A 22,765-nucleotide genomic window follows, 5' to 3' on the forward strand; every position below is an offset into this window, starting at 1 on the left:
AGTTACTTTTACGATCAATGCATTAATAGGTTAATGGTAGTCTGGATTGAAGCATTCTGTTCCGCAAATTGAGACTTTTATTTATAGGGGTCTATAAATAAATTGATGAAGAACAGAAACTATATATTTCAATACATTATATTTTTACAAAAAGGTGAAACTGAGACTATTTGGCAATATAAGTAACCCATGTTTAGCAAAAATGACTAATTTTCATTACACCTGTATACAAAGCCTGTTTTGACGTAAGGATAAACACATGGATCAATCGATTAAAATCTTGCTTTGGCTAACTAATGCAGGGCTTTTTTTCAACACCAGTTACCAAAACTTATGCATAACAAAAATGTATGGCAAACCGATATGAGCATATTGTGAGTGAGTTGCAGCTCTAAATTGATTTGGGGCAAGTTCGGCTTAGCGCTCTTGCACTAAGTCAGAGCTGGGCATAAGTGTGTTGAGGTTATTATACTAACCGACGGTGATACTGATTCTACTTTACAGATGAAGTGAAAGTGTCGAACGACTCCCCTCATCCGATTTAATTCATAAATTAACATTGTTATTTCTAACTATATCAGGTATTTAAAAGTAATAGCGTTGCCTTGCCATTCTTATTTTCGATTATTATGACTATGCTTGAGCTTAATGATGCAAGGCGTATTATACTTTTGTAATCATAACTTATGTAAATCAATTGGATCCTCTCTTGTGCTTGTATTTTATGTAGCAAAATACAAGCACTGAGCCTTCCAATTATTTAACCTTAAAATATATGGAGCATAATGTGAAAAATAAGACACTTAGCATAATCGTATTAGCACTTGGCCTTACTTCCGCTGGTATCTCAGTGACTCAGGCGCAAAGTCACATGAAACATAATAATGGGGGCTCGATGCACGGAGGCATGACGCACGATGGAATGATGCACGGCGGGATGATGCACGGAGGCATGATGTACTCGCAATTAAACCTGACAGAAGCACAGCAGCAACAAATTGAATCCATTTTGACAAACGCAATGGAAGCAAAGTCAGGAGGACAAAGCATGATGACCAATATGCAAGCCCATATGGCAGAATCTCAATCGCTAATAAACAGTGCCACTTTTGACGAATCTAAAGCACGTGAAATGATAACCAAACATCAGGCGTCGATGGTTGACGTCAAATTAAATATGTTAAAAGCTCGTCATCAAGTATTTCAAGTATTAACTGAACCTCAGAAGGAACAATTTAATACTTTAATGTCACAACGTAGTGCGAAGATGCAGCAATATATGTCAGGTAAACCACAGTAGCAATATGATACGAGATTGGCTTAATAGGTAATACGGAATATAACTAAAAGGGAGATTAATAAAACAGAGAAACAAAAACGAAGATTGATCGATAAGAGATTAATTTGAAAAGTAGAACGTTAGAAACGCGAAAAGCACAACACTTTTGAAGGATACCCTACAAGCCTCACTCCGGCACTTGAGTTCTCTGCTGCGGTTGCTCCCTTCCGGGCCTGGCCGAGTTCACAGAGTATCAATGCGGAGGGACCCATAAGGCACCCATCAAACGTGTTGTGCTTGACAACGAGTGAATTATTAACTATTCACTGATTCTTTGCAACCGTTTATAGCAGTTTTATTCTCTACAAACGCCAATTGCACACTATCCGACCAAGTCGATCAAAACCGCGACAGCTAAATCGCTTTTTTACTTAGGAACTGACCGGTAAACATCGTTGCCGGTACCGGTTTACCATACAGATAACCCTGACCAAAATCACAACCTTCATCAGTAATAAACTTATTTTGCTCTAAAGTTTCAACACCTTCGGCGACAACTTGCAGTTTAAGCTTTTTCGCCATGGCAATAATCGCACGGGCTAACTCTTTATCTTGCTCGCGTTCCATCAGATTCATAATGAAGCTGCGATCAATTTTAAGAGTATCAAACGAATACTTCTGCAAATAACTTAACGACGAATAACCAGTACCAAAATCATCTAACGAGATGCGTACACCCATGCGTTGTAATCCGGCAATCGCTTTGGCTGCTTTTTGCTCGTCATGCAGCAATACCCCTTCCGTGATCTCAAGTTCTAATGCACTACCCGGCAGCTGATAATACGCCAATAGCTGGGCAATACGAGAAACCAAGTTATCATCGCGAAATTGTACTGGCGACATATTAACAGCGATACAGAAGTCGCTACCAAAGCTGTTACGCCATTGCGCAGCCTGCTCCATTGCAGTACGTAACACAAAGTTACCCAATGCCAAGATCTGACCATTTTGTTCGGCTAAGTGAATAAAGCGATCAGGCGCGACAGCTCCTAATATAGGATTGTTCCAACGGATTAATGCTTCAGCACCAAGTATCCGTTGGCTTTTAATGCAGATCATCGGCTGGTAATGCACCGACATTTCATTTTTATCCAGTGCTTCCGCTAAATGCGACTCTAAATAATGACGTTCACCAATCACCGCGCTCAGTTCATCAGTAAAGAAGTTGTAGTTTGTACCTTTGTTCTTACTCGCGGTCATCGCCGCTTCCGCTCTTTCCACCAGCGTAATGCCTTTATCGGTGGGTGAATCAGCTAACGCAATACCAAAGCAAACTTGTGCGGTGATAGTATAATCATCCACCACAAACGTTGAGTCAAAAGCGAGTGTTAACCGGGCGATTAAATCAATCACTTGTTCAACGACAATCTCATCGCGAACCACTATCGCAAACGAATCCCCCCAACAACGCGCCACCAAATATTCTGTGGTTAGCTGTTGATGAATACGCTGACTGACTTCCAATAACACTTTGTCGCCAATAGTATAACCATAACTATTATTAATCGATTTAAAATTACGAATGCCAATGTAGATAACGGCGAGCTCGTTATCATAATCCACATATTTCAGCATGCCATCGATTTGTTTAATTAATGAAAGCTGATTAGCAACGCCAGTAAGCGTATCGTATTCTTGTTGATAAATGAGCGTTGATTCTAATGCCGACCGGCTATCTTGCTCATGTAATAAGGCTTGGTTAGACAAGGTCAGCGACATCGACTTTTTCGCTAATAGCTGCTGTAACTTTCGATTAGCGTGCAGGAGTTCTGCTTTTTCGTAGAGAATAGCAAGGTCAGCAATTATCGACTGCTGAAAACGGCTAATAAGTAACTTACAATGCGGTGTAAACTCACGGGCTTGGGTATCTAATACACACAAGGTGCCAAAAGCTTGATCGTTGGGCCAAGTCAGTGGTAAACCGTAATATGCCATAATGTCAGCGCTAACATCATCGGCAACAGACCAAGTAACATCTAGCCTGGCATCTTCAATTAATAGTTCTGCGCGATTATAAATAACCTGAGCACTATAGCAATTAAGCTGCTTGGATCCCGACAATTGTGACGACATTGAACTCGTTATGTCGCTTGACGTATATATGCGCACATCATTATGTTGAACACGCATAATTAATGCTGCTGGTAGATTCATTATGCCAGCGATCAACGCTACAGTTTGTTGCCAACCACGGAACATAGGCTCCGGGATCTCAATCATCTGAGTATTAATATTTAGCATACTAGATCTCTGTTAGTTACATCGTGCTACATGGCATTGTAAATCATCATTACTTTACCGCTATTCACCTGATGAATAAGGAAGAATAGCTATACTACAAGAAAACAAAGCGAACACCAAGCCAGATTTATGGCAGACAATAATTATTATCCGTTAGCTCAACTATTCGAACAAAGTTGTGGTCCATAGTTGAACAAAAGCCCGATTTAGCTTGATACCGGTCACATTTAGAGTGTCTGGTAACGGATAATAATTTATCGGCCACATGAATTTAATTAGCTTGTTTTTTAAGAAGATATTCATTTCATTGACTGATAACTGTGCAACAGCGTCAATAACAGCAATAGGACGATGACCAAACTCTTTATCTGCGCATGGAAACACCAAGGCTTGATTAATTAACGGATGCGAAAGTAAAACCCGCTCTATTTGTTCTGGATGAATATTTTCACCACCAGAGATAAACATATTATCACTGCGACCTAAAATAAAGACTTCATCCGCTAACGCATCACCGTCTTTGACCTCACCCAGATCGCCAGTGACCAACCAACCATTATCGTCCGTCATACTGCGTAATTCGCCTCGATAGTAATAGCCTATGCTCAAACTCGCACCGCGCACCATAATGCTGTTACCGCAAATGGTTAACGAGCGATGCGCTAATACAGAACCCACACCCGCACTACTATCTGCACGTTTAGCGGTAACCGTTGACGCCATTTCTGTCATGCCATAACCAGACCAGCATTCAATGCCCAAAGACCGTGCTTTATCGGTTAATACCACGGGGATCACAGCACCGCCTAGCAAAACACGTTTCAGGCTAATGCGGTCTTTCTCGACATCCAGTTCGTTGAGAAAACGGCGCAGTTGAGTCGGTACTAAAGAGGCATGGGTCACTTGCGATAACTGTGTCACCAAACTATCCGCAGACGGTAATACCAACTGGCCACCAACGAATAACCACCGCCAAACAATCGCCAAACCAGAGACATGAAACAAAGGTAATGATAATAACCAGCTGTCTTGCGCGGTATAAGAGAAAGATTGCAATAACCCAGCGGCCGAATACAAGTGGTTTTGCGCATGGTGCGCCACGGCCTTGGCAGTGCCACTTGAACCAGAGGTAAAGACAATACTGGCTAATCGTTGTGCTTGCCATTGAGGTCCATAGCAACTATCACTGCCGCGATAATTATCCTGATTGGCGTTATCCGCATCAGCTAAGTAAGTAAACGCTAACGGCTTAGCATCGCCATATTCAAGCTGGTTTAGGTCATGTAATTCTGGTTCTGATACCCACATAAACTTGGCCGCTAGGCTATCGAGTTTATCATTTAACTGCGCAGTGCTCTGTTTCGGATCCAGTACCACACAACAAGCACCAAGACGTAAACAGGCTAAGTACAACCATAATACGGTTAAATTGTTAGTGCTCACTGCCGCAATGACATGGTGCTCTTGTATACCTTGCACACTTAGCTGCTGGGCATAATGAGCGACGCAAACATTAACCTGTTGCCAAGTGAATTGTTGATCAGCATAGACTAAGGCGATATTGTCAGGGTTTACACTCGCCCAGTGCTGCCAAGGCCAGGTGCTAAAATTAACGTCATCATTGCTGATGCTTTCATTATTATTCATACGTTGTCACAGCTAATTGAGATAATGGAATTAAGGGTAATGTGCAATTTGGCCAAGCGTCACGAATCTGCTGTTTAAATATCTGCACAGTATCTAAACCCGGCGTCGTATCGGGCGTCAGTGATTGCGCCAAGCGCGCAAGTTGTACTAACCCAAAGCTCGATTCAAGACTTGAACTGATCACCGCGATTAACCCCTGTTGTTGCGCCAGCTGAATTAACTTCGCGCAATAGCTCACGGTGCCCGTCAACATCGGTTTGATCACAATGGCCTTGACCTCAGAGCCAGACAATAACGTACGCGTTGAATCTGATGAGGCAATAAGCGCTAAAGCGCCCTGTTGAGGCGCGTGTATATCGGCATCGCGTAAGCTTTCATCCCAGGCAATGGCAATCCCTGTAGAGCGGGAAAATGCTAAACAGTCACCGGGGGTATGACAAGGCTCTTCAATAAAATCGATACGTTGACGATATTCAGTGGGGATCTGCTCAGCAAAGGCCAATGCGGCAGCTAATGACCAACGGCGGTTGGCGTCTAAGCGTAAGCGTAATTGCGGGTAATGGTGCAATAAGTGTCGAGCGACCTCACCATCTTTAATAGCGCCATCGTGACTCGCGCCTGCAACGCTCGCTTGCGCAGCAATTTTCAACTTACATAACGAGCTTGCTGCCAGTTGCGCATGTTTACTGGTTATAACGCTCAGATCAGCCGCCAATAATAACGCACTGTTAGCGTTATTATAGTTGTTGCTGCAATGTTCGGCTTGCGGTGCCCCCTCAGCTAATTGCAACAGCGCCATGCTAAAACCAAACGCCACAGAGGCGCAGCAATCATCAAGCGCCAACACATCCCGAGCTAACCAGCGTTTAATCACGCGCTCTAGCTGTGCCAGTGCTTGTGGGGCGGTCTCGCGACTAAATCCAGGTAAAGGCGTAATTTCACCACGCCCTACCCTATAGGCTTGAGAGTGCTGACAGGGTTCATGCAATTCGACAATCCAGCCTTCGCGAACACTGACAGACTGGCCACGTAATATCATGGCGCAGTCCAAAGGTAACTGATAATGGTACAGTTTAACCTTACGTTGCATTAACAATACCCAGCTTGTTGATTAAGGGTTACGCGGGAATTTATCGAAATTAGGACGGCGTTTTTCATTAAAGGCATTACGCCCTTCTTGCCCTTCTTCCGTCATATAAAACATCATAGTGGCGTTACCAGCTAATTCTTGCAAGCCAGCTTGACCATCACAATCGGCGTTTAATGCCGCTTTTAAACAACGTAACGACATCGGGCTGTGTTGTAGAACTTCTCGACACCAGCGTACTGTTTCACGTTCAAGATCGGCCAGTGGTACCACGGTATTCACTAATCCCATATCTTCGGCTTCTTTCGCATCATAGAAACGACACAAGAACCAAATTTCACGGGCTTTCTTCTGGCCAACAATACGCGCCATGTAAGATGCCCCCCAACCGCCGTCAAACGAGCCAACTTTAGGGCCGGTTTGTCCAAACTGAGCATTGTCTGCAGCAATGGTTAAATCACACATCATGTGCAGCACATGGCCACCACCAACCGCGTAACCCGCAACAGCGGCAATTACCGGTTTTGGACAGGTACGGATCTGACGTTGGAAATCCAATACGTTTAAGTGATGCATGCCTTCGTCGTCTTTATAACCGCCGTAATCACCACGAATACTTTGATCACCACCAGAACAGAATGCATGTTCACCGAGGCCAGTTAAAATGATCACACCGACGTTTGAGTCATAACGTGCATCGGCTAAAGCTTGCATCATTTCGTTGACGGTTTGTGGACGGAACGCATTACGTACTTGTGGTCGAGCTATGGTTATTTTTGCAATACCGTCTAATGATTTATGAAACTGAATATCTTGGTATTCGCCAGTACAATCTTGCCAGTCAACCTGTGCGTATAGTTCTTCTTCGGTAATACCAACTGTTCTGCTCATAATAATTCCTAATCTTTTTATATATGAATAGCTAATCTATAAAGCTAAATGTCTAAACTAAATGTCTAAAATAAATATCGAATCTAAAGGTCTAAAAACAGCGCTCTTAAGCGGCGCTCTGCTGTGAGGTTCTACTCACCAATTTATTACTGGCTAAGCTATCACTAACTAAACCCCTAACCAATTCGGTAAATACCAGCGGCTGGTCTGCATGCACATTATGTCCAGCATTAGCGACAACATGATGGTCCAGCTGACTGGCTTGGGTTAATTGTACAAATTTAGGGTCTAATTCTCCACATACCATGCACACCGGAAATTCGGCGTTTTGTAATTGTGGTAACAAATAACCTTGTTTCGACAGTGACGTCGCCGCCAGCATTTTACTAATCTGCAAACCACCGTTAAAACCATTTCGATTCGCTTGTATTTGACTGCGCGTTGCAATCAGCGCAGTTTTTTGGCGATCAGTCAGGGAAGCAAATACCCCTTGTTGATACCAATCCGGTAATACTTGAGCTAATGGCGCTTCGCTAAAGCGAGTCACCCACCCCAAGTCATGTAAGCCACGCTGTAATTGTTCGGCGCTGCTATTTAACCCCGGATTACCGCTTTCTAATAACAGGCCATCAATACTGTAAGGCCAGTTAATCGCGGGTTCGCTGGCAATATTCATGGCAATACGCGCCCCCAACGAATAACCCACCAAGACGATATGCTCAAGTTGATACTGTGCCAAGGTGGCGATGATGAGTTGTTGCACATGCTGAAAGTCATTCGCGGTCACTGCTTGGCTACCGCCATGGCCAGGTAAATCAATACAAATGCACTGATAATCCGACGATAAATGTGACACTATTTTTTGCCAATCTGCCGTCGACCCCAACAAACCATGTAAAAATACTAAGCTTGGTTTGCTGACAACATCAGGTGAAAGGCTATTTACAGATGCCACCGATTCTGAATATAGCGGTAATAGCGTTTGTGTCGTGATCATCATGCTAGATAAATTTCGCATCTTTTACCTCACTGAAAAATTGTTTCAGTTGCTTGGCAGCGGCTCCAGCGGGAGTGACTATCTCGACCAATAATGTACGGATGTTTCTGCTCACGTTAGTCATCGGGTGTAAGCTATGATGAATAACAGAAAGTGCATCCGCTAAACTCTGCGGTTGGACATAATCTAAATCAAACATCGCCGCGGCATGTTCAAAATTAAATCCGTGTGGCATACGATATAACTGTTCTTTTTGTTGTTCTGCGACGGGCAGCATATCGAAGATCGCGCCACCGTCATTATTCAATACCACAATCACACTTGGATGCGTAGGCTTGGAGAATAACGCCAGTGAATTCAGATCATACAGCAGGGATGTATCCCCTAGCAGGCAAAGCAGCGCTTGTTGCTGGCCTTGCTGCACACCTGCGGCCGTGGCTAATAAACCGTCAATACCCGAGGCTCCACGGTTACTAAATACCGGTACATTAGGTAATGCCGCAAACATATCTAACAGTCTGACAATTAAGCTATTACCAATGAATAAACTCGCAGGCTTGTTCAACAAAGTTTTTGAAAAGCACGCATCTAACGTGGCTGCGAAACTAATCTCAGTTAATTGATCAATATGATTAACTTCAATCAATTGACGCACGGTCGCACTAGCAACGGTTAATACCCTGGCCCATTCGTAGCCGTCAACGTCACGGTGTACCAGACCAAGTTCGGCGAAAATGCTGTCATTTGTCGCTAACGGGTGTTTTGACTGAGTATTTAATTGGCCATTTAATAGGCCATTCTCAAACTGTGTTAACCAATGCTGTATTGGGCTAACAAATTGTTTAGCGCGCTGATGGTAAGGGTCTAGCTGCCCAGCTTGCGCGGCAATCAACCAGTAATCCTGCCAATCATGCTCGGCGATGAACTGACCCAAGCGTTTTGATACTAATCTTGCGCCAAATTGCACCAAGATCTCGGCTTCTGCTAACTTATCCTGACATGCTTGGTTTTGTAACCAAACATCATAATGCGACCACGCACTGCTACCACCCGATTGCGGGTCAACTAATACCGGCCAACCTAAGGTCTCGGCCCATTGTTTGACGGCTTGCATATCAGCAGTATTAATCGCGCCGACCACCACCAAACCTTTACGATTGATAACGGGCATCTTGTTTACAGATAAATTGTCTGCCACTGTATTAACCAGCATATTGTCGAAACTCAGGGCATTAATAGCTGACGAATGAATCGATAAATAGGGCTGCTGCGCGGCTTGCCATCCAGAGATCCCAGCAAGATAGTCACTAAAATCAGCGTCGCCACCGTACAAGGGTTCAGGATAAGGACAATTGATGTGTACCGCACCGCCCGCTTGTTGCTGCAGCGCCAAACTTTGGTCGATACTACTCAGTAGCCACTGCGGCGTAATGCCCAGATCTGGACTTGGCAATAACAATTGCTGACCAACATGGCTGGAAAATAAACCCGCTTGTTGAATGGCTTGATTGGCACCACAATTGATTTGTTCTAGCGGTCGATCCGCGGTAAGTAATACTAGCTTTTCTTTGGTTAAACCACTTTCAACCACGGCTGGTAATAAATTAGCGACCGCCGTGCCTGACGTCACAATCACAGCGACGGGCGCTTGCAATGATTTTGCTAACCCCAGCGCATAAAAGCCCAGTCCACGTTCATCAAAATGGCTGTGCAATATTAAGTTATCATTGTTCTCAGCCGCTAATACCAGCGGTGTCGAGCGCGAACCAGGGGCAATGCAAACATGGTTAACACCGAGGCGCGTTAACTCTTCCAGTATCAGTTCGGCCCACAAACGGTTGAGTGGTGCTTGATGTTTGCTGCGTTGAAAGCCTTGTTCCATGATCATGCGCGTTGCTGCTCCGAGGCAAATTGGCTTAAACCGACCGCATCGTGGTTTACATTGCTGTGCCCCTCAGTATCAGGCTCAAGCAGTGTTAATAAAGTAGCAGTTTTACGCTCTAGCTCTTGCCATTCAGCCATAGGATCCGATCCCGGTACTATGCCTGCCCCCGCAAATAACTGCAGTTCGTTGCCAAGTACTCGTGCGCTGCGAATTGCAACGCAAAACTCACTGTGTTGCTGGCCGATATAACCTAATGCGCCGCTATACCAACCTCGTGAGAATGGTTCATTCTCGGCAATAAAATCTAAGGCTGGTTGACGTGGTAGTCCAGCAATTGCCGCTGTTGGTTGCAGGCTCATTAACAAGTCGGCGTCATCAATGCCAGCCATTAGTTGCGCTGTTATTTTGTGTTTTAAATGCTGCACTTTTCGCAGTTTGATTAATTCAGGGTATTTTTCAACGTGCAAAAAATGACAACGCGGTTTTAAGCGTATTAATAAGTCATCTGCAACTAAGCGATTTTCGTAACGATTTTTGTTGTCATTAAGTAGCCAACTTGCCAAGGCACGATCTTCCGTTGGATCCAAACTGCGTGCCGCTGTGCCAGCCAGCGCTTCGGTATGTAGCTTGTCGACATCTCGACTAAATAATCGCTCCGGCGTCGAGCCCACAAAGTAATCATCACAATTAATGGCGAAGATAAAATGAAAGCACTGCTGATTAACTTGACGACTTTGTTGTAAAAACTGAGTGGCTGACAAAGATCGATTTAGGGTCAAGACTGTTTTTCTCGCCAATACGACTTTAGCAAAATGCTGTTGGTCAATTGCCGTTAACGCTTTAGTGACAAGGTGAGACCATTGCTTGAACTCAGGATAATGACGGCGAGATTCAATGCTGTAAGATTGCGGTAATGGTGTCGGCGCTGGAGAAATTAAACTCGCAAGACTGGTCAATAGCTGCAGTTTGTCATAACCGGTGTTGGAAATAGCATGCTTGGCTATCGGTAAATTAACCGATAGTTGCCAATGATCTTGCTGACGAGTCAACTCTATTTGCGGTAAAAAATAGTAATGACTGTCGGTTAGGTCTTTAGTTAAATTTTGACCTGGCTCTTGACTGGAAAATGCTTGTCCACCCCACATACGTTGCGGTTGGCTAAACAGTGTTTTTGCAACACTGACATCATGGCAATAACAGCATTGTCCAAGTGCGACAACTTCTTCATCACCGTCTCGGGATTGCCAATAAAATTGCGGAAATAAAACTTGAGCTCCAAGCCACTCGATAAGCTCAGTTGAATTTAAGGGCTGTAAATCAACTGAAAGGCGAGTCTGCTCAGGTTGAGCATGGATAATTTGTTGGTATAATGTTGTGATCGCGGTCGTTAAATTTAACAAAGCGCCCCCTAGTAAACGACAACTCAGGGGGCAAATTTTAGCATACATCGAGCACAAACGGACACAGAGTTATACTTAATGAGTAGTTATTTTAATTATTTATAGCCTAGATCAATGAATTGTGCCGTTTAAAAGAAAATAAACTTCGTACCGACAGCCAATAATAACAAAGCAAAATAACGCTTTAGCACATGACTTGGTAATGAATGAGCCAGTTTTGCACCTTGTTTAGCAAATACAGTACTGGTAATGATAATGCCAAAAAACGCGGGTAAATAAATATAACCTAAACTGTATTCTGGTAAATCTGGATTATTCCAACCGGTAATAATATAACTACACACACCAGCAACGGCAATCGGTAAGCCACATGCCGATGAGGTGGCGACGGCATTGCGCATTTCGACACGGCACCAAGACAAATACGGCACAGTTAACGAGCCACCACCGATACCAAACAATGCCGAAATAGCACCAATAACACCACCAGCAATACTTAAACCAGCGCCTTGTGGCAGTTGATGTTCCGCCTTTGGTTTTAAGTCAAAACCCATTTGCGCAGCTACCGTTAATGCGTAAATACCAATAATAATTTGCAGGGTTTCACCCGGTAAGTAGTCCGCCACAATACTGCCGATTACAGCACCAAACACGATGCCCAGCGTTAGACGCTTCACCAATGTCCAGTCAATTGCACCTTTACTGTGGTGGGCTTTGATCGAGCTAATGGAGGTGAAAATAATCGTCGCGAGGGAAGTGCCAATGGCGAGTTGGGTCAGTACAGCTGAAGAAATACTTTGGAAGGTAAAAGAGAAAACTAACGCCGGCACGATAATTAAACCGCCACCGACACCAAATAGACCTGCGATTAATCCTGCCGCTGCACCTAAAATTAAATATAACACCACAACCATTGCTACTATCCCTACTTAGTATGACTATTGTTGTTACTCATACTGTTACAAGTACAACATGCACTTAAATTTGAATCTGCACTATAGCAAACTTGCAATCAAAAAGTGGCAACGATTATGGTTAAGCATGCGTTTCTGTATTAAGAAAGTGACAACACTCCGGTTGATAACAGATAAACCGCCCCAGCAGCACCCGCTAATAATGCCAGTGAATAAGCGTAATCTTGTTTGCTAAAAGATTGTTGTTTTTCAGCCAAGGCTTTTTTATAAACCAATACCCCAGGTAAATACAATAGCGCACATAGCAGCATGTATTCCACACCTGCAGCGTAGACTAACCAAGCACCATAAAATGATGATATTAAAGCAATAAGCAAGTCTTTATTACGATTTTCAGTGGCGCTATAACCGTCACCGCTTAACGCCACTTTTACGCCATAAGCACCGACTAAAAAGTACGGTAATAGCACAGCCGAGGTGGCAATATTAACCAAGGCTAAATACGAGCTTTCTTGTATTAAGGTTAAGATTAAAAATAGCTGTACCAAACAAGATGAGAACCACAGGGATGTTGTTGCCGCGCCTTTGCTGTTTTCTTTCGCAAATGCTTTCGGAAATAAGCCTTCTTTGGCAGCAATGAAAGGTACTTCTGCACTCACCACTGTCCAACTTAATAACGCACCGGATACCGAAACAATCAAACCAGCATTAATCAACATCGCGCCCCAAGGACCGACTATCACTTCTAAAATACGCGCCATTGATGGATTTTGTAATGCAGCCACTTCTGGTTGCGTCATCACGCCTAAGGTAAATAAGCTTACCGCGATATAGAGCAGCAATGCTGAGAACAACGCGATACCGGTTGCTTTGGCCACATCACGTTTGTCTTTAGCACGGTTCGATAAGATAACCGCCCCTTCAATACCAATAAATACCCACAATGTCACCATCATGGTCGCTTTAACTTGCTCTAATACCGAGCCAAGTTCTGGTGTTTTATCACCCCAGAAATCGAGGGTAAACTTGTCTATCTTGAATGCCATAACAACTAAACAAACGAAGGTTAAGATAGGAATTATCTTAGCAATGGTCGCAAATACATTAATCAAGGCCGCACGTGTCACACCACGTAATACCAAGGCATGCATAAACCAAATTAATAACGAACCGCCTAATACCGCAATCGGTGTATTACCCTGTCCCATTATTGGGTTTTCAGGGGTATCAACAAAGTAACCGATCGCACTAAAGAACACCACGGCATATGAAACGTTGGCTAATAAGTTACAGATCCAGTAACCCCAAGCAGACATAAAGCCAATGTAATTGCCAAAACCGGCTTGCGCATACGAAAAGATGCCGCCGTTCAAATTGGGGAAACGTACCACGAGATTACGTAATACCGTCACTAGAGCCAGCATACCGCTGCCCGTGATCAACCAACCAAGTGTAATAGCACCAGGCGCTGCAGAAACAGCGACATTTTGCGGCAGACTAAAGATTCCGGCACCGACCATAGTACTAAATACTAATGCCACTAACATGCCGAGTCCGAGTTTGTTTTCCATCAATAATTCCCAAATCAAGTCGATTGATGGCATAAAATGCCAATAAACACTCAATTTCCGTTCGTTAATATAAAATAATTTGGCGGATTGTATTATATTATTTTATTTATGCAAGAATATTCACTAAATTTGCATAAATCCTTATGAGCGACCAAGATTGACGATAAACTGACCAGAAGCAAGCATCACGCTATTAAACTTCTCTTTTTTCCTTACATCTTGGCCATCATTCAGTTAAAATATGGGGTTCGATTTCTTGCAAAATAATGATGATGACTGATTCCTCACAACAATATCTTTGTCGCAAAACCTACCTTATTGATAGCTTTTGGCCTGGTAAACTACTTGAGTTAAATAACGCAGGTAATATCAAGGTTGCGGGTACCAATGGCGCGGGTAAAACTACGTTACTCAAACTGCCAATGCTGTTTTGGGGGGCTCGACCTGGGCGTATTGTTGAACGTAATGCCAACAAGAAATCATTTGCAGCCTATTATTTGCCACGCAAAACCAGTTACATCGTGTTTGATTATCAACGTCCGAATGGCACTGATACACCACAGTTATGCCACGTATTAATTAAAAGTGATGGCGACAAACTGCTATACCGCTTTATTGATAGCCCGTTCGATATCAAGATGTACCTTGATGATAACGGCAATATCTTTGCCGATGACGAAATTAAGCGTAACTATAAATCCCAATATCGTTGCGAAGTCAGTAGTTTGTTAAGTGTAGATGATTATGCCAAAGTCATTCAGAATCATCGCGACCTTGGCGGCAAGAAATCACTGCGTACGCTGCAACAACGTTTTTCAATGAGCCAAACACCGATTAAGCACATCGAAAAAGTAGTGACCTCGGTATTTAACAAGATCTCTAATTTCGATGTGATCAAGCAAATGATCATCGAGATCTCGCAAGACGCAATTAGTTCAGAAATGCTCAGCAACAATGTGACTGACATGGTTAACATTGATAAGACTGATATTGATAGCTGGTTAGCCGATCTGCACTCTTCGCAAGCCATTTTGAATTTAGAAGATAAGATCTTATCGTCATTAACTGACATTGACTCACTGATTGAAATCAAAAAAGATTTACAACACTTGCACCACCTTGCCGCAATTTATCAGCACAAGTGTAGTGAAGATCAAGATACTGCCGATGCCCGTTTAAAAGACGTGGTCCTTGAGTTAGCAGAGCTAAAAGAAACGCACAGACAGCAAGTTTTAAGCATTGAAGATGCTTGCCACGATGAACAAAAAGCCCATCGTGAAATTAAGCACGATTTAGATAAGTTAGAACAAGAAAAAATTGATTTTGAAGATGATGAAGCCGCGACTTATCAACAACGCGGTTCTGAGCTGTCAGACTTTACCTTACGCTTAATCAATCTAAACAATGAAAAGACCCAGTTAAGTGAGAAATCAGCCGATCTGAGCCGCACGTTTACCGAACAACAGCAGCAACAAGAACTTGATTTTAACAAGCGTGAGCAACAGCTCAGCAATGAAATTAATTCTCAACGTCAGCAGCTGACCACCGCATTAAGCGAGAACAAGCTGCACTATGCGACACTGGAAAGTGAATTAAGAACACAAACCCAAGTGCAAGTTGATCTGTTAAATGACAAGAAAAACCCGCTTGAGCACACTAAGATCTCGCTTAATCTGCAGCTGACACAGCCACAAGCCGATCCTGCACTGACTGCGCAATCTCAGCAGCTACAACAAAACTTAAGCCAATGCCGCCGTAATATTAACGAACGTCAAGAAGCTTATAATCGCATTAGTCATGAATCACAAAGCTTGCGCCAAAAACAGCACCAAGCATTGCAAACTAATGATCGCTTAAAAATAGAATTGAACCATTTAGCTCAGCAGCATCGTGATGTACAAACATTATTAAGCCCTGAAAAAGGCTCTTTACATGCTTTCCTTACTGAGCATGTCGCAAATTGGCAAAGTAATATTGGCCGTGTGATCAACCCTGAGTTACTCAAACACCTGCATCTTGAACCTGAGCTATTAGCCAGCTTTGCTGATGCTGCTAAAAATGCCGATACTGAAACGGCATTAACCCAAGTACAAGATTTTTATGGCATTAAAATTAATCTTAATGCCCTTGAGAATGCCTCGTTCACCGACAGCGCCCTCGCTGAAAAAGAACAGCATATCACGGCACAAATTGGCGCTAAAAAAGCCGAGTTAGAGCAACTACAAAAAGCCCTCGAACAACTCAACAAAGACGTTGAAGAACTTGATAAGCAATTGATGTCGAGCAAACAGTTACTGTTTAAACAGAATCAGTTACTGACCAATCTGGTTAATGAAGAAGATGAACTAAGCGGTAAACTAGAGCAGCACAAGACGCTGGCGATTGCCCGTATTCAAACTGAGTTAGCGGAAACTGAATTACAGTTAGATCAAGCCCAACAAGCCTTAAGCCAAGCCAAGGTTGATTACCAAACTCGTCACAACGAATTAAACAATGAACGCTTAGGTGTACATTGCCAGTTAGAGACGGATTACAATCAGCGCATTGATAGTTATCAAACATCGCTGAACAATCTGCGTGATGAAGCGCAAATTGAAACGCAACGTATCGCTGAAGCATTGCAAGCCGCATTAAGCGACGCCGGTATTAATGCCAGTATCTTTAACGCCCTAGCAGCGAAAATCAAGCAAACTAGCCAAGCAGTTGAAAACGCGAAAGTATTCCAACAGAAAGCCGACAAATATAATAGCTGGTTAGAAACGTCATGGTCACAAGTTGAACCCGGTCGTGAACGTTTACGTCGTTTAGACGCCGCGATCCAACGTTTCCAACAGCAATTAAAAGATAAACAACACGACTATCAGCAATCAACAGACAAGCTAGAGCAAGAAAAAACGCAGCTTGATAAGCAGGTAACTGATTTAGTATTACAACTAAAAGGCTTAGATAACAGCCTAGTAAAACTAGCCGACTACCCTGCTGTGGCGAATGATGACTTACCTGAATACAGCGTTAACAACATCTCTAAATTGACCAATAGTCAAATGAGCCTGTTAGGCAAGCAGCAAAGCAATGTATTAAGCGCTGTGAGTAAAATTAGCAGTGAATTAAAACGTTACTCGAAAAGCACGCTGCAAATTGGCTGGTTAGAAAACCGCATCGAAAGCGATTCAGAGCTAGTTAATTACCGCTTAGAAGAAGCCATCAACAGTGGTGAGCAGTTAAGTTACGTACTGAAAAATGCCAAATTGTTGCAAACATCTACCACGCATGAAGTGGAGTTACGTGCTAACGATATTTTATCTATCTATACCCATTTAAGTAACTTTGATCGCAACATTACCCGTACCGGTCGAAAACTGTCGAGCCACATGAATGGTAAACAGTTCTTTACTGCGTTAGGCGATATTAAAATTGCCATTCGCACTAAGATGGACAAGTTAGGTTATTGGCAGCAGCTGGAAAATGTTAACGATGCATTTGAAGCCTATCAAGCCAATACTGAGCTAACTCACGATCGTAGTATTCCCCAAGACTTGATAGATAGCTTAGATGAGCTGTCAGCGGTATTGCCGAAAAACAACAGTATGCAACACAATGAGTTGTTCGATATCGAATTTACCATTGTTGAAAATGGTCGAACGACGCGTGCAACCACACCAAAAGAGCTAGAAGATGTGTCATCAACAGGCCTCTCTTACTTAGCATTGATCACCTTCTTTACTGGCCTAACGACTATGTTACGTCCGGACGAAAATACCGTGATCACTTGGCCTGTGGATGAATTAGGAGAGTTGCACTCTGAAAATATTCAGGCCATGCTCGACATGTTAAATCAACACGGTATTCAGATCATGACCGCATCACCGTCAACCGATAAGTCGGTATTGCAGTTGTTCGATCACCTATACGAAATTGATAGCCGCAATAAGCGTTTGATCCAGATGAATGTCGATGATGATCCATTAATGGCATTGCTCAACGGTGATGCCAAGCAAGCGCTAATAGCAGAGACAGCAGTTACGTCATTGGTAAACAGCGAAGCTGAATCTGTAAGTACAGGGTCTGTTAATACTGAGTCTGTAAATAAAGAACCAGCAACAACTATGCAAGAAGAGGTTTAGCCCATGTTTCAAACTACCGTTGAATTATTGTTACAGGGTCATACCATTTGTCAGGTCAGTCAGCCTGACGCCTATCGCTACCTGTCAGAACAAAGCTTGTTTGAAAAGGTAAATGATTACCTGCGTTTGATTAACCGTAAAGTAAAAGTGATTGAAGATGGCCTAGCATTCGTGGCTTGTTACTGCACCATTGAAGAAGAAAACCGTGCCGACATTCGCCAACAATTACGCCAAGTACGTGATATTTTCCGTCCATTGGTTAACTTCCTTGATCTGGCAATGACAGCGTTAGTACATGACTGCGCCATGCGTGCAGGCGATACCATCCGTTTATCGGAGTTATTACGGGGCATTGAAAACGAGCCGACATTAAAGCAACAGCTAGCGCTCTTAACCAATAAAGGTATTTTCAAAACTAGCCGTAATGAGATATCTGAACAGCTTAACTTTATCCTCAAAAAATTAGATGAAGCAGGTTACGTACAACGCTTAGATACTGGCAGTACCATCTATCAGATCACCGCTAAGATGAACTACATTCACGAGTTAATTGATTTTATTAATGACAGTGAATCGTTGAAATTAGAAAAACAAGATAACCATATCTTCGATGACTCACAGTCGGAGATGTTTTAATGTCACAGCAGCAAAGCGCTTCTGAAGTCGAAAAAATTGCCCAGATAATCCGTAGCTCGTTTGCTAAAACCAACAGCAATATGTTGGCGCAAGCGTATTTCGATGGCAGTGTGATTGATAATGGTGAGAATACCGCATTATTAGAAATGCTCACCAAAAATGGTCTGATCCGCCCAAGTGAAGAAGATGGCACTTACATGCTCGCCATCAACTTAAAGCGTATTTTAGACAAATTATTGCTGCGTCACGCCTCTTATCGTAAACGTACTGATATTGCTAAAGTCATGCAGCACATAGATGGTGACATTAAATCGTATAAACGCGCGCTATTAATCGGCCAGCATAATGAAGTATCCTTCTATTTAAGCCAAGTTGACGAAGAGCTTTACGGCATTGTTTACGAGTTAGAAGACAGTGTTAGTGGTCTGTTTGCCGCCATCACCAGTAAATTTGGTTTTGTCGATAGTTTAGAAAGTAAAATTCATGAGAATGAAAAAGCCATCGCTTATACCGAAGGCCTACTTAACGCTTTAGCCGATATTAATCTTAACGATGTTTATGCCTGGTTAGACTGGGACGATGTGCCAGCGGAATTAAGCCGTAAAGTGACCTTCTTTATTGATGGTTATCGTCGTATTAACCGCCAGTTAGAAGGTGCTGTTCACCGTATGCGTCAGCTATTAATGACGCTGCGTAAACAGAATGAACAAGTAGCTCGTCTCAAGGCCATGTCTAAGTATCTAAAAGACAATCCTATTTGGGAATTAGATGATTACGATGAGCGTGAGCACGTACCGAGCATTTTCAACCGCGTAGCGCCGTTGCAGCTATCCGCGAGTGTTGATATTAGTAATCAGGTACAGCAAGAAGAGCTCACTGACATTTACAACTCATTACGTAAAGAGAGTAAGTCAGATGCTGAAACCGTGGATTTACGCAGCAGTGGTCGTATTGATGACTTGCAACAAAAGGCCCGTGAACTCGAAGCCGATTATGTGTTGTCACAATGTGAAGCGTTATTCAAACAAGTATTAAGTAATAAAGGCGATCGCTTCTCTGCCCTGCACTATTGGCAGCAAGATGGTCAGCTTACCGACATTTTACCGAAACATTTATGGCTGAGTATCCTGTATAACGAATACCACAAATGTGCTCCAGCAGTACGCAGAGTCATGGCGATTGATTTTCCAGAAGCCATTACCACCGACTTACCCGGCTCGATATTAATTTCCGGTAATTTACGCGTGAGTGATATTCAGTTACAACGAGGTTAACGATGGATATCAACAAACCATTGTACAATGCATGCTGTAAACTAGTCAGGTACCCTAATAAAATTAGGGAAAAATCACCAACTACAGATTTGATCAATGAACTATTTGGTGTTGGTTATTATGAACTTCAAAAAAGAAAACGGAGTGGTGCGAGGCTAAAAAAACATTTTTGTCTTCGGCTTGGTGAGGATAAAAAATTACAACAGCTAATCAAAGAACAACGCTACGGTGATATATTTAAAGATGAATATGAAATTGGCGATAGAGTTCAGGAGGGTTTCCGTAAAAATAAAGAAAAAGCGATTGCAAATGCTTCTCAGGACATAGTACTAGTCAACAGTTCAACAGGTCTGCTAAAATTGAACCAAGAATTAATAACTCTGTTCCAAACTATCTCTTGTGCAGGTATGGAGATACGCCATAATGAAGTTAAAACTATTGAACACGATGTCCTCATAATTTGTGAAAATTTCACGCCTATGTATTACCTTTCAAAGCTCAAAAAAAATCCCATATTCAATAACGCTTTAGTGCTATATCGTGGTGAATTCCAGGAAGGAAAACGAGCAGATCAAGTTAACTTATTCATTGAGACTTGCAGGGCGTCATTACCTATTTATTATTATGGCGATATGGATCCCAAAGGTTTTAGCATAGCTAAAAGTTTCAATGTTGATGGCATTTTATTACCAAACATTGAAACCCTATCAGAACTTAATAAAGACCAGTTAAAGAACCTGTCAGGTGAAGATAAATATTTCCCACACCTCACTAAAGGACAGCACAGTGTGAGTACTGCAGTATATCCACAAGCATGGCATGAACATATTCACTTTATGAATAATGTGCAGTTAGGCTTACAGCAAGAACACTTACTTGGGGCGGATATTGATTGGCTTCTCTATAATTAAGCGAGCCCATATGCCAGTGCTGTGACTACCGGTATGATAACAATATAGCTATTGAATCCACGTTGCCATATTTTAGGGGCAATATTTAGCTCCATAAAAACCCCCGTGATCAGTTTTGCTTTCACTATTGTTAATAGCATAACGGCTGCAATCAAATAAGATTTATCGATGCCGAGCAGCGATAAAGCAAATGCCACAACACTCATGACTATCAACGCTAACCAAACATAACTCATTACAATTATCTGTTTTTTCACAGTGATATTATCTTCCATGCTTCACCTCGTTAGATCACATACATCAATGGGAATAATATAACCCAGACCAAATCAACCATATGCCAATAGCTAGCGGCAGACTCCACAGTATTTAAATTATTTGGTAAGAACTCTGGGTGGGATAAATTACAATAAACAAGCAGTAATATAAACATGCCCAATAGAACATGCATAAAATGAAAACCAGTAATAAAGAAATAGAACATAAAAAAGGTATTCGTCGATAAACGATATCCATCTGAAATCAGGATATTGTATTCCCACAGTTTAGTGGCGACATAAAGCATACTCAGTAACACGGCGGCTAGAATTGCCCATCGCACCTGATGATTTTGCTTTTGCTTGGCAAATATCACCGCTATCGCCACGAAATAGCTGCTTGATATTAATGCGATGGTATTAATCAACCCCGCAATAGGATGTAAAGCTTGCTGACTCTCTACAAATAAATCGGTTTTTAAATAATACATACTGCAATAACAAAAAAATAATATCGCAAATACAGTGACCTCAGCCAAGATAAAAAACCAAACGGCAAGGTCACCAGATAAACGTATCGATTCAGCCACATAGGGCTTACTAGCAGTAATATGAGTAGTCAATACCGTACTCCTCCTATGGGCAAGTCAATCGAGTAGCAGTGTAACGCTGAGTATTCAATAGCACCTTGATTATTATCAAGCAGCTAAAAAGCCAACTATATGGCATACTCATATGGCGTTGATATATAGACATCAAAGCGGCTAACAACGAGGGCTGTTACTTAGTCCGTATAATTAGCGTTTCTATAAATAATAAAGGTCTTAGCACTTAATGTTCGCACTTAAAAAAATTATTGGTACTTGGTTAATGCCGCTACCACTACTACTTACTCTTTTCGTCCTTGCGGCACTATTACTTAAGTTCACCCGCCATCAACGCAGTGGTCAAATTCTATTTTGTGGTAGTTTTATTACATTATTGCTATTAAGTCTTGATCCTGTTGCTAGCCGATTAGCAGCCACATTAGAGTATCAATACCCGAGTTACCAGAATCAAAGCGTCGATTATATCCACGTATTGGGTAACGGTCACACTACTGTAGATCGCTTACCAATCACCAGTCAGCTGACACTGACAGCGCTAGCAAGAACGACTGAAGGGGTACGAATTTATAAACTCAACCCAAATGCTAAGTTAATCTTTAGTGGTTATAGCGGTGGTGATATTAACAGTAATGCAAAAATGAACGCACGCTTAGCAATGGCATTAGGAGTACCTAAATCTGCCATTATAGTATTAGAAGAACCTCGCGACACTATCGAGGAAGCTATTGAAAATAAAAAGATTACTCAGGGTAAAACCTTGGTCATCGTCACTTCAGCAACACACATGCCACGGTCGATGAAAATCTTCCAACAACAAGGTCTATCCCCTATTACAGCACCCACTGCCCATGTCAGTAAAGCCACGATAGGCATACAACCTTTGCACTATTACTTCCCGCGTGCAAAGTACTTATCCATTAGTGAAAAAGCCATCCACGAGTGGTTAGGATTAGCCTGGCTGTCGTTAAAAAGTAACCTATAAC

General features: G+C 42.5%; 17 protein-coding genes and 1 other RNA gene. 6 read left to right on the forward strand and 12 right to left on the reverse strand.

Annotated features, from left to right (window positions below; all coding sequences use genetic code 11):
• Nucleotides 1-787 precede the first annotated feature (787 nt).
• Nucleotides 788-1,300: a Spy/CpxP family protein refolding chaperone gene (locus QNK26_RS03945; RefSeq protein ID WP_319220962.1), complete on the forward strand. Its 513-nt coding sequence runs from the start codon at nucleotides 788-790 to the stop codon at nucleotides 1,298-1,300.
• Nucleotides 1,301-1,455: 155 nt separating this feature from the next.
• Here the strand turns inward: QNK26_RS03945 and ffs are convergent.
• From ffs to QNK26_RS03995, 10 genes are all read right to left on the reverse strand, one after another.
• Nucleotides 1,456-1,552, reverse strand: an RNA gene (gene ffs, locus QNK26_RS03950) — signal recognition particle sRNA small type.
• A 141-nt stretch (nucleotides 1,553-1,693) separates the two neighbouring features.
• On the reverse strand, nucleotides 1,694-3,580 hold the full coding sequence (locus QNK26_RS03955) for a bifunctional diguanylate cyclase/phosphodiesterase (protein ID WP_319220963.1): 1,887 nt from the start codon (nucleotides 3,578-3,580) through the stop codon (nucleotides 1,694-1,696).
• Nucleotides 3,581-3,742: 162 nt separating this feature from the next.
• A complete protein-coding gene (gene menE, locus QNK26_RS03960; RefSeq protein WP_319220964.1) occupies nucleotides 3,743-5,227 on the reverse strand; it encodes an o-succinylbenzoate--CoA ligase in 1,485 nt (494 codons plus the stop codon).
• A complete protein-coding gene (menC, locus tag QNK26_RS03965) occupies nucleotides 5,220-6,317 on the reverse strand; it encodes an o-succinylbenzoate synthase (protein ID WP_319220965.1) in 1,098 nt (365 codons plus the stop codon). Before menC ends, menE begins: the two co-directional genes overlap by 8 nt.
• A gap of 21 nt (nucleotides 6,318-6,338) precedes the next feature.
• Entirely contained in the window at nucleotides 6,339-7,205 is an 867-nt protein-coding gene (gene menB, locus QNK26_RS03970) for a 1,4-dihydroxy-2-naphthoyl-CoA synthase (RefSeq protein ID WP_319220966.1), read from the reverse strand.
• Nucleotides 7,206-7,311: 106 nt separating this feature from the next.
• Nucleotides 7,312-8,223 (reverse strand): 2-succinyl-6-hydroxy-2,4-cyclohexadiene-1-carboxylate synthase, encoded by a 912-nt coding sequence (menH, locus tag QNK26_RS03975; RefSeq protein ID WP_319220967.1) that lies wholly within the window; start codon nucleotides 8,221-8,223, stop codon nucleotides 7,312-7,314.
• Nucleotides 8,207-10,090, reverse strand: coding sequence for a 2-succinyl-5-enolpyruvyl-6-hydroxy-3-cyclohexene-1-carboxylic-acid synthase (gene menD, locus QNK26_RS03980; protein ID WP_319220968.1), 1,884 nt, complete (start codon nucleotides 10,088-10,090; stop codon nucleotides 8,207-8,209). Before menD ends, menH begins: the two co-directional genes overlap by 17 nt.
• The gene (locus tag QNK26_RS03985) at nucleotides 10,087-11,487 is read right to left on the reverse strand and encodes an isochorismate synthase (protein WP_319220969.1); all 1,401 of its coding nucleotides are present in this window, start codon (nucleotides 11,485-11,487) and stop codon (nucleotides 10,087-10,089) included. Before QNK26_RS03985 ends, menD begins: the two co-directional genes overlap by 4 nt.
• A gap of 128 nt (nucleotides 11,488-11,615) precedes the next feature.
• Nucleotides 11,616-12,401 (reverse strand): sulfite exporter TauE/SafE family protein, encoded by a 786-nt coding sequence (locus tag QNK26_RS03990; protein ID WP_319220970.1) that lies wholly within the window; start codon nucleotides 12,399-12,401, stop codon nucleotides 11,616-11,618.
• A gap of 140 nt (nucleotides 12,402-12,541) precedes the next feature.
• Nucleotides 12,542-13,972 (reverse strand): basic amino acid/polyamine antiporter, encoded by a 1,431-nt coding sequence (locus tag QNK26_RS03995; protein WP_319220971.1) that lies wholly within the window; start codon nucleotides 13,970-13,972, stop codon nucleotides 12,542-12,544.
• A gap of 266 nt (nucleotides 13,973-14,238) precedes the next feature.
• Here QNK26_RS03995 and QNK26_RS04000 point away from each other — a divergent pair, with 266 nt between their 5' ends.
• Genes QNK26_RS04000 through QNK26_RS04015 form a run of 4 tightly spaced genes read left to right on the forward strand, consistent with a single transcriptional unit; the run spans nucleotide 14,239 to nucleotide 20,917 of the window.
• Complete coding sequence (locus QNK26_RS04000; RefSeq protein ID WP_319220972.1) at nucleotides 14,239-18,096, forward strand: ATP-binding protein; 3,858 nt, start codon at nucleotides 14,239-14,241, stop codon at nucleotides 18,094-18,096.
• Between the two features lie 3 nt (nucleotides 18,097-18,099).
• A complete protein-coding gene (locus QNK26_RS04005) occupies nucleotides 18,100-18,732 on the forward strand; it encodes a condensin complex protein MksE (RefSeq protein WP_319220973.1) in 633 nt (210 codons plus the stop codon).
• Nucleotides 18,732-20,006 (forward strand): hypothetical protein, encoded by a 1,275-nt coding sequence (locus QNK26_RS04010; protein WP_319220974.1) that lies wholly within the window; start codon nucleotides 18,732-18,734, stop codon nucleotides 20,004-20,006. Before QNK26_RS04005 ends, QNK26_RS04010 begins: the two co-directional genes overlap by 1 nt.
• Nucleotides 20,007-20,008: 2 nt before the next feature.
• Entirely contained in the window at nucleotides 20,009-20,917 is a 909-nt protein-coding gene (locus QNK26_RS04015) for a hypothetical protein (protein ID WP_319220975.1), read from the forward strand.
• Here the strand turns inward: QNK26_RS04015 and QNK26_RS04020 are convergent.
• A complete protein-coding gene (locus tag QNK26_RS04020; protein WP_319220976.1) occupies nucleotides 20,914-21,192 on the reverse strand; it encodes a cytochrome C oxidase subunit IV family protein in 279 nt (92 codons plus the stop codon). The two genes, QNK26_RS04015 and QNK26_RS04020, sit on opposite strands and share 4 nt — an antisense overlap.
• Nucleotides 21,193-21,203: 11 nt before the next feature.
• Nucleotides 21,204-21,797: a cytochrome c oxidase subunit 3 gene (locus tag QNK26_RS04025; RefSeq protein WP_319220977.1), complete on the reverse strand. Its 594-nt coding sequence runs from the start codon at nucleotides 21,795-21,797 to the stop codon at nucleotides 21,204-21,206.
• Nucleotides 21,798-22,008: 211 nt separating this feature from the next.
• On the opposite strand from QNK26_RS04025, the gene elyC reads away from it, so the two are divergent.
• Complete coding sequence (gene elyC, locus QNK26_RS04030) at nucleotides 22,009-22,764, forward strand: envelope biogenesis factor ElyC (RefSeq protein ID WP_319220978.1); 756 nt, start codon at nucleotides 22,009-22,011, stop codon at nucleotides 22,762-22,764.
• The last annotated feature ends 1 nt before the right edge of the window (nucleotide 22,765 follow it).

The sequence above is a fragment of the Moritella sp. genome, from assembly GCF_033791185.1.
In the GTDB taxonomy this organism is placed as follows: Bacteria; Pseudomonadota; Gammaproteobacteria; order Enterobacterales; family Moritellaceae; genus Moritella.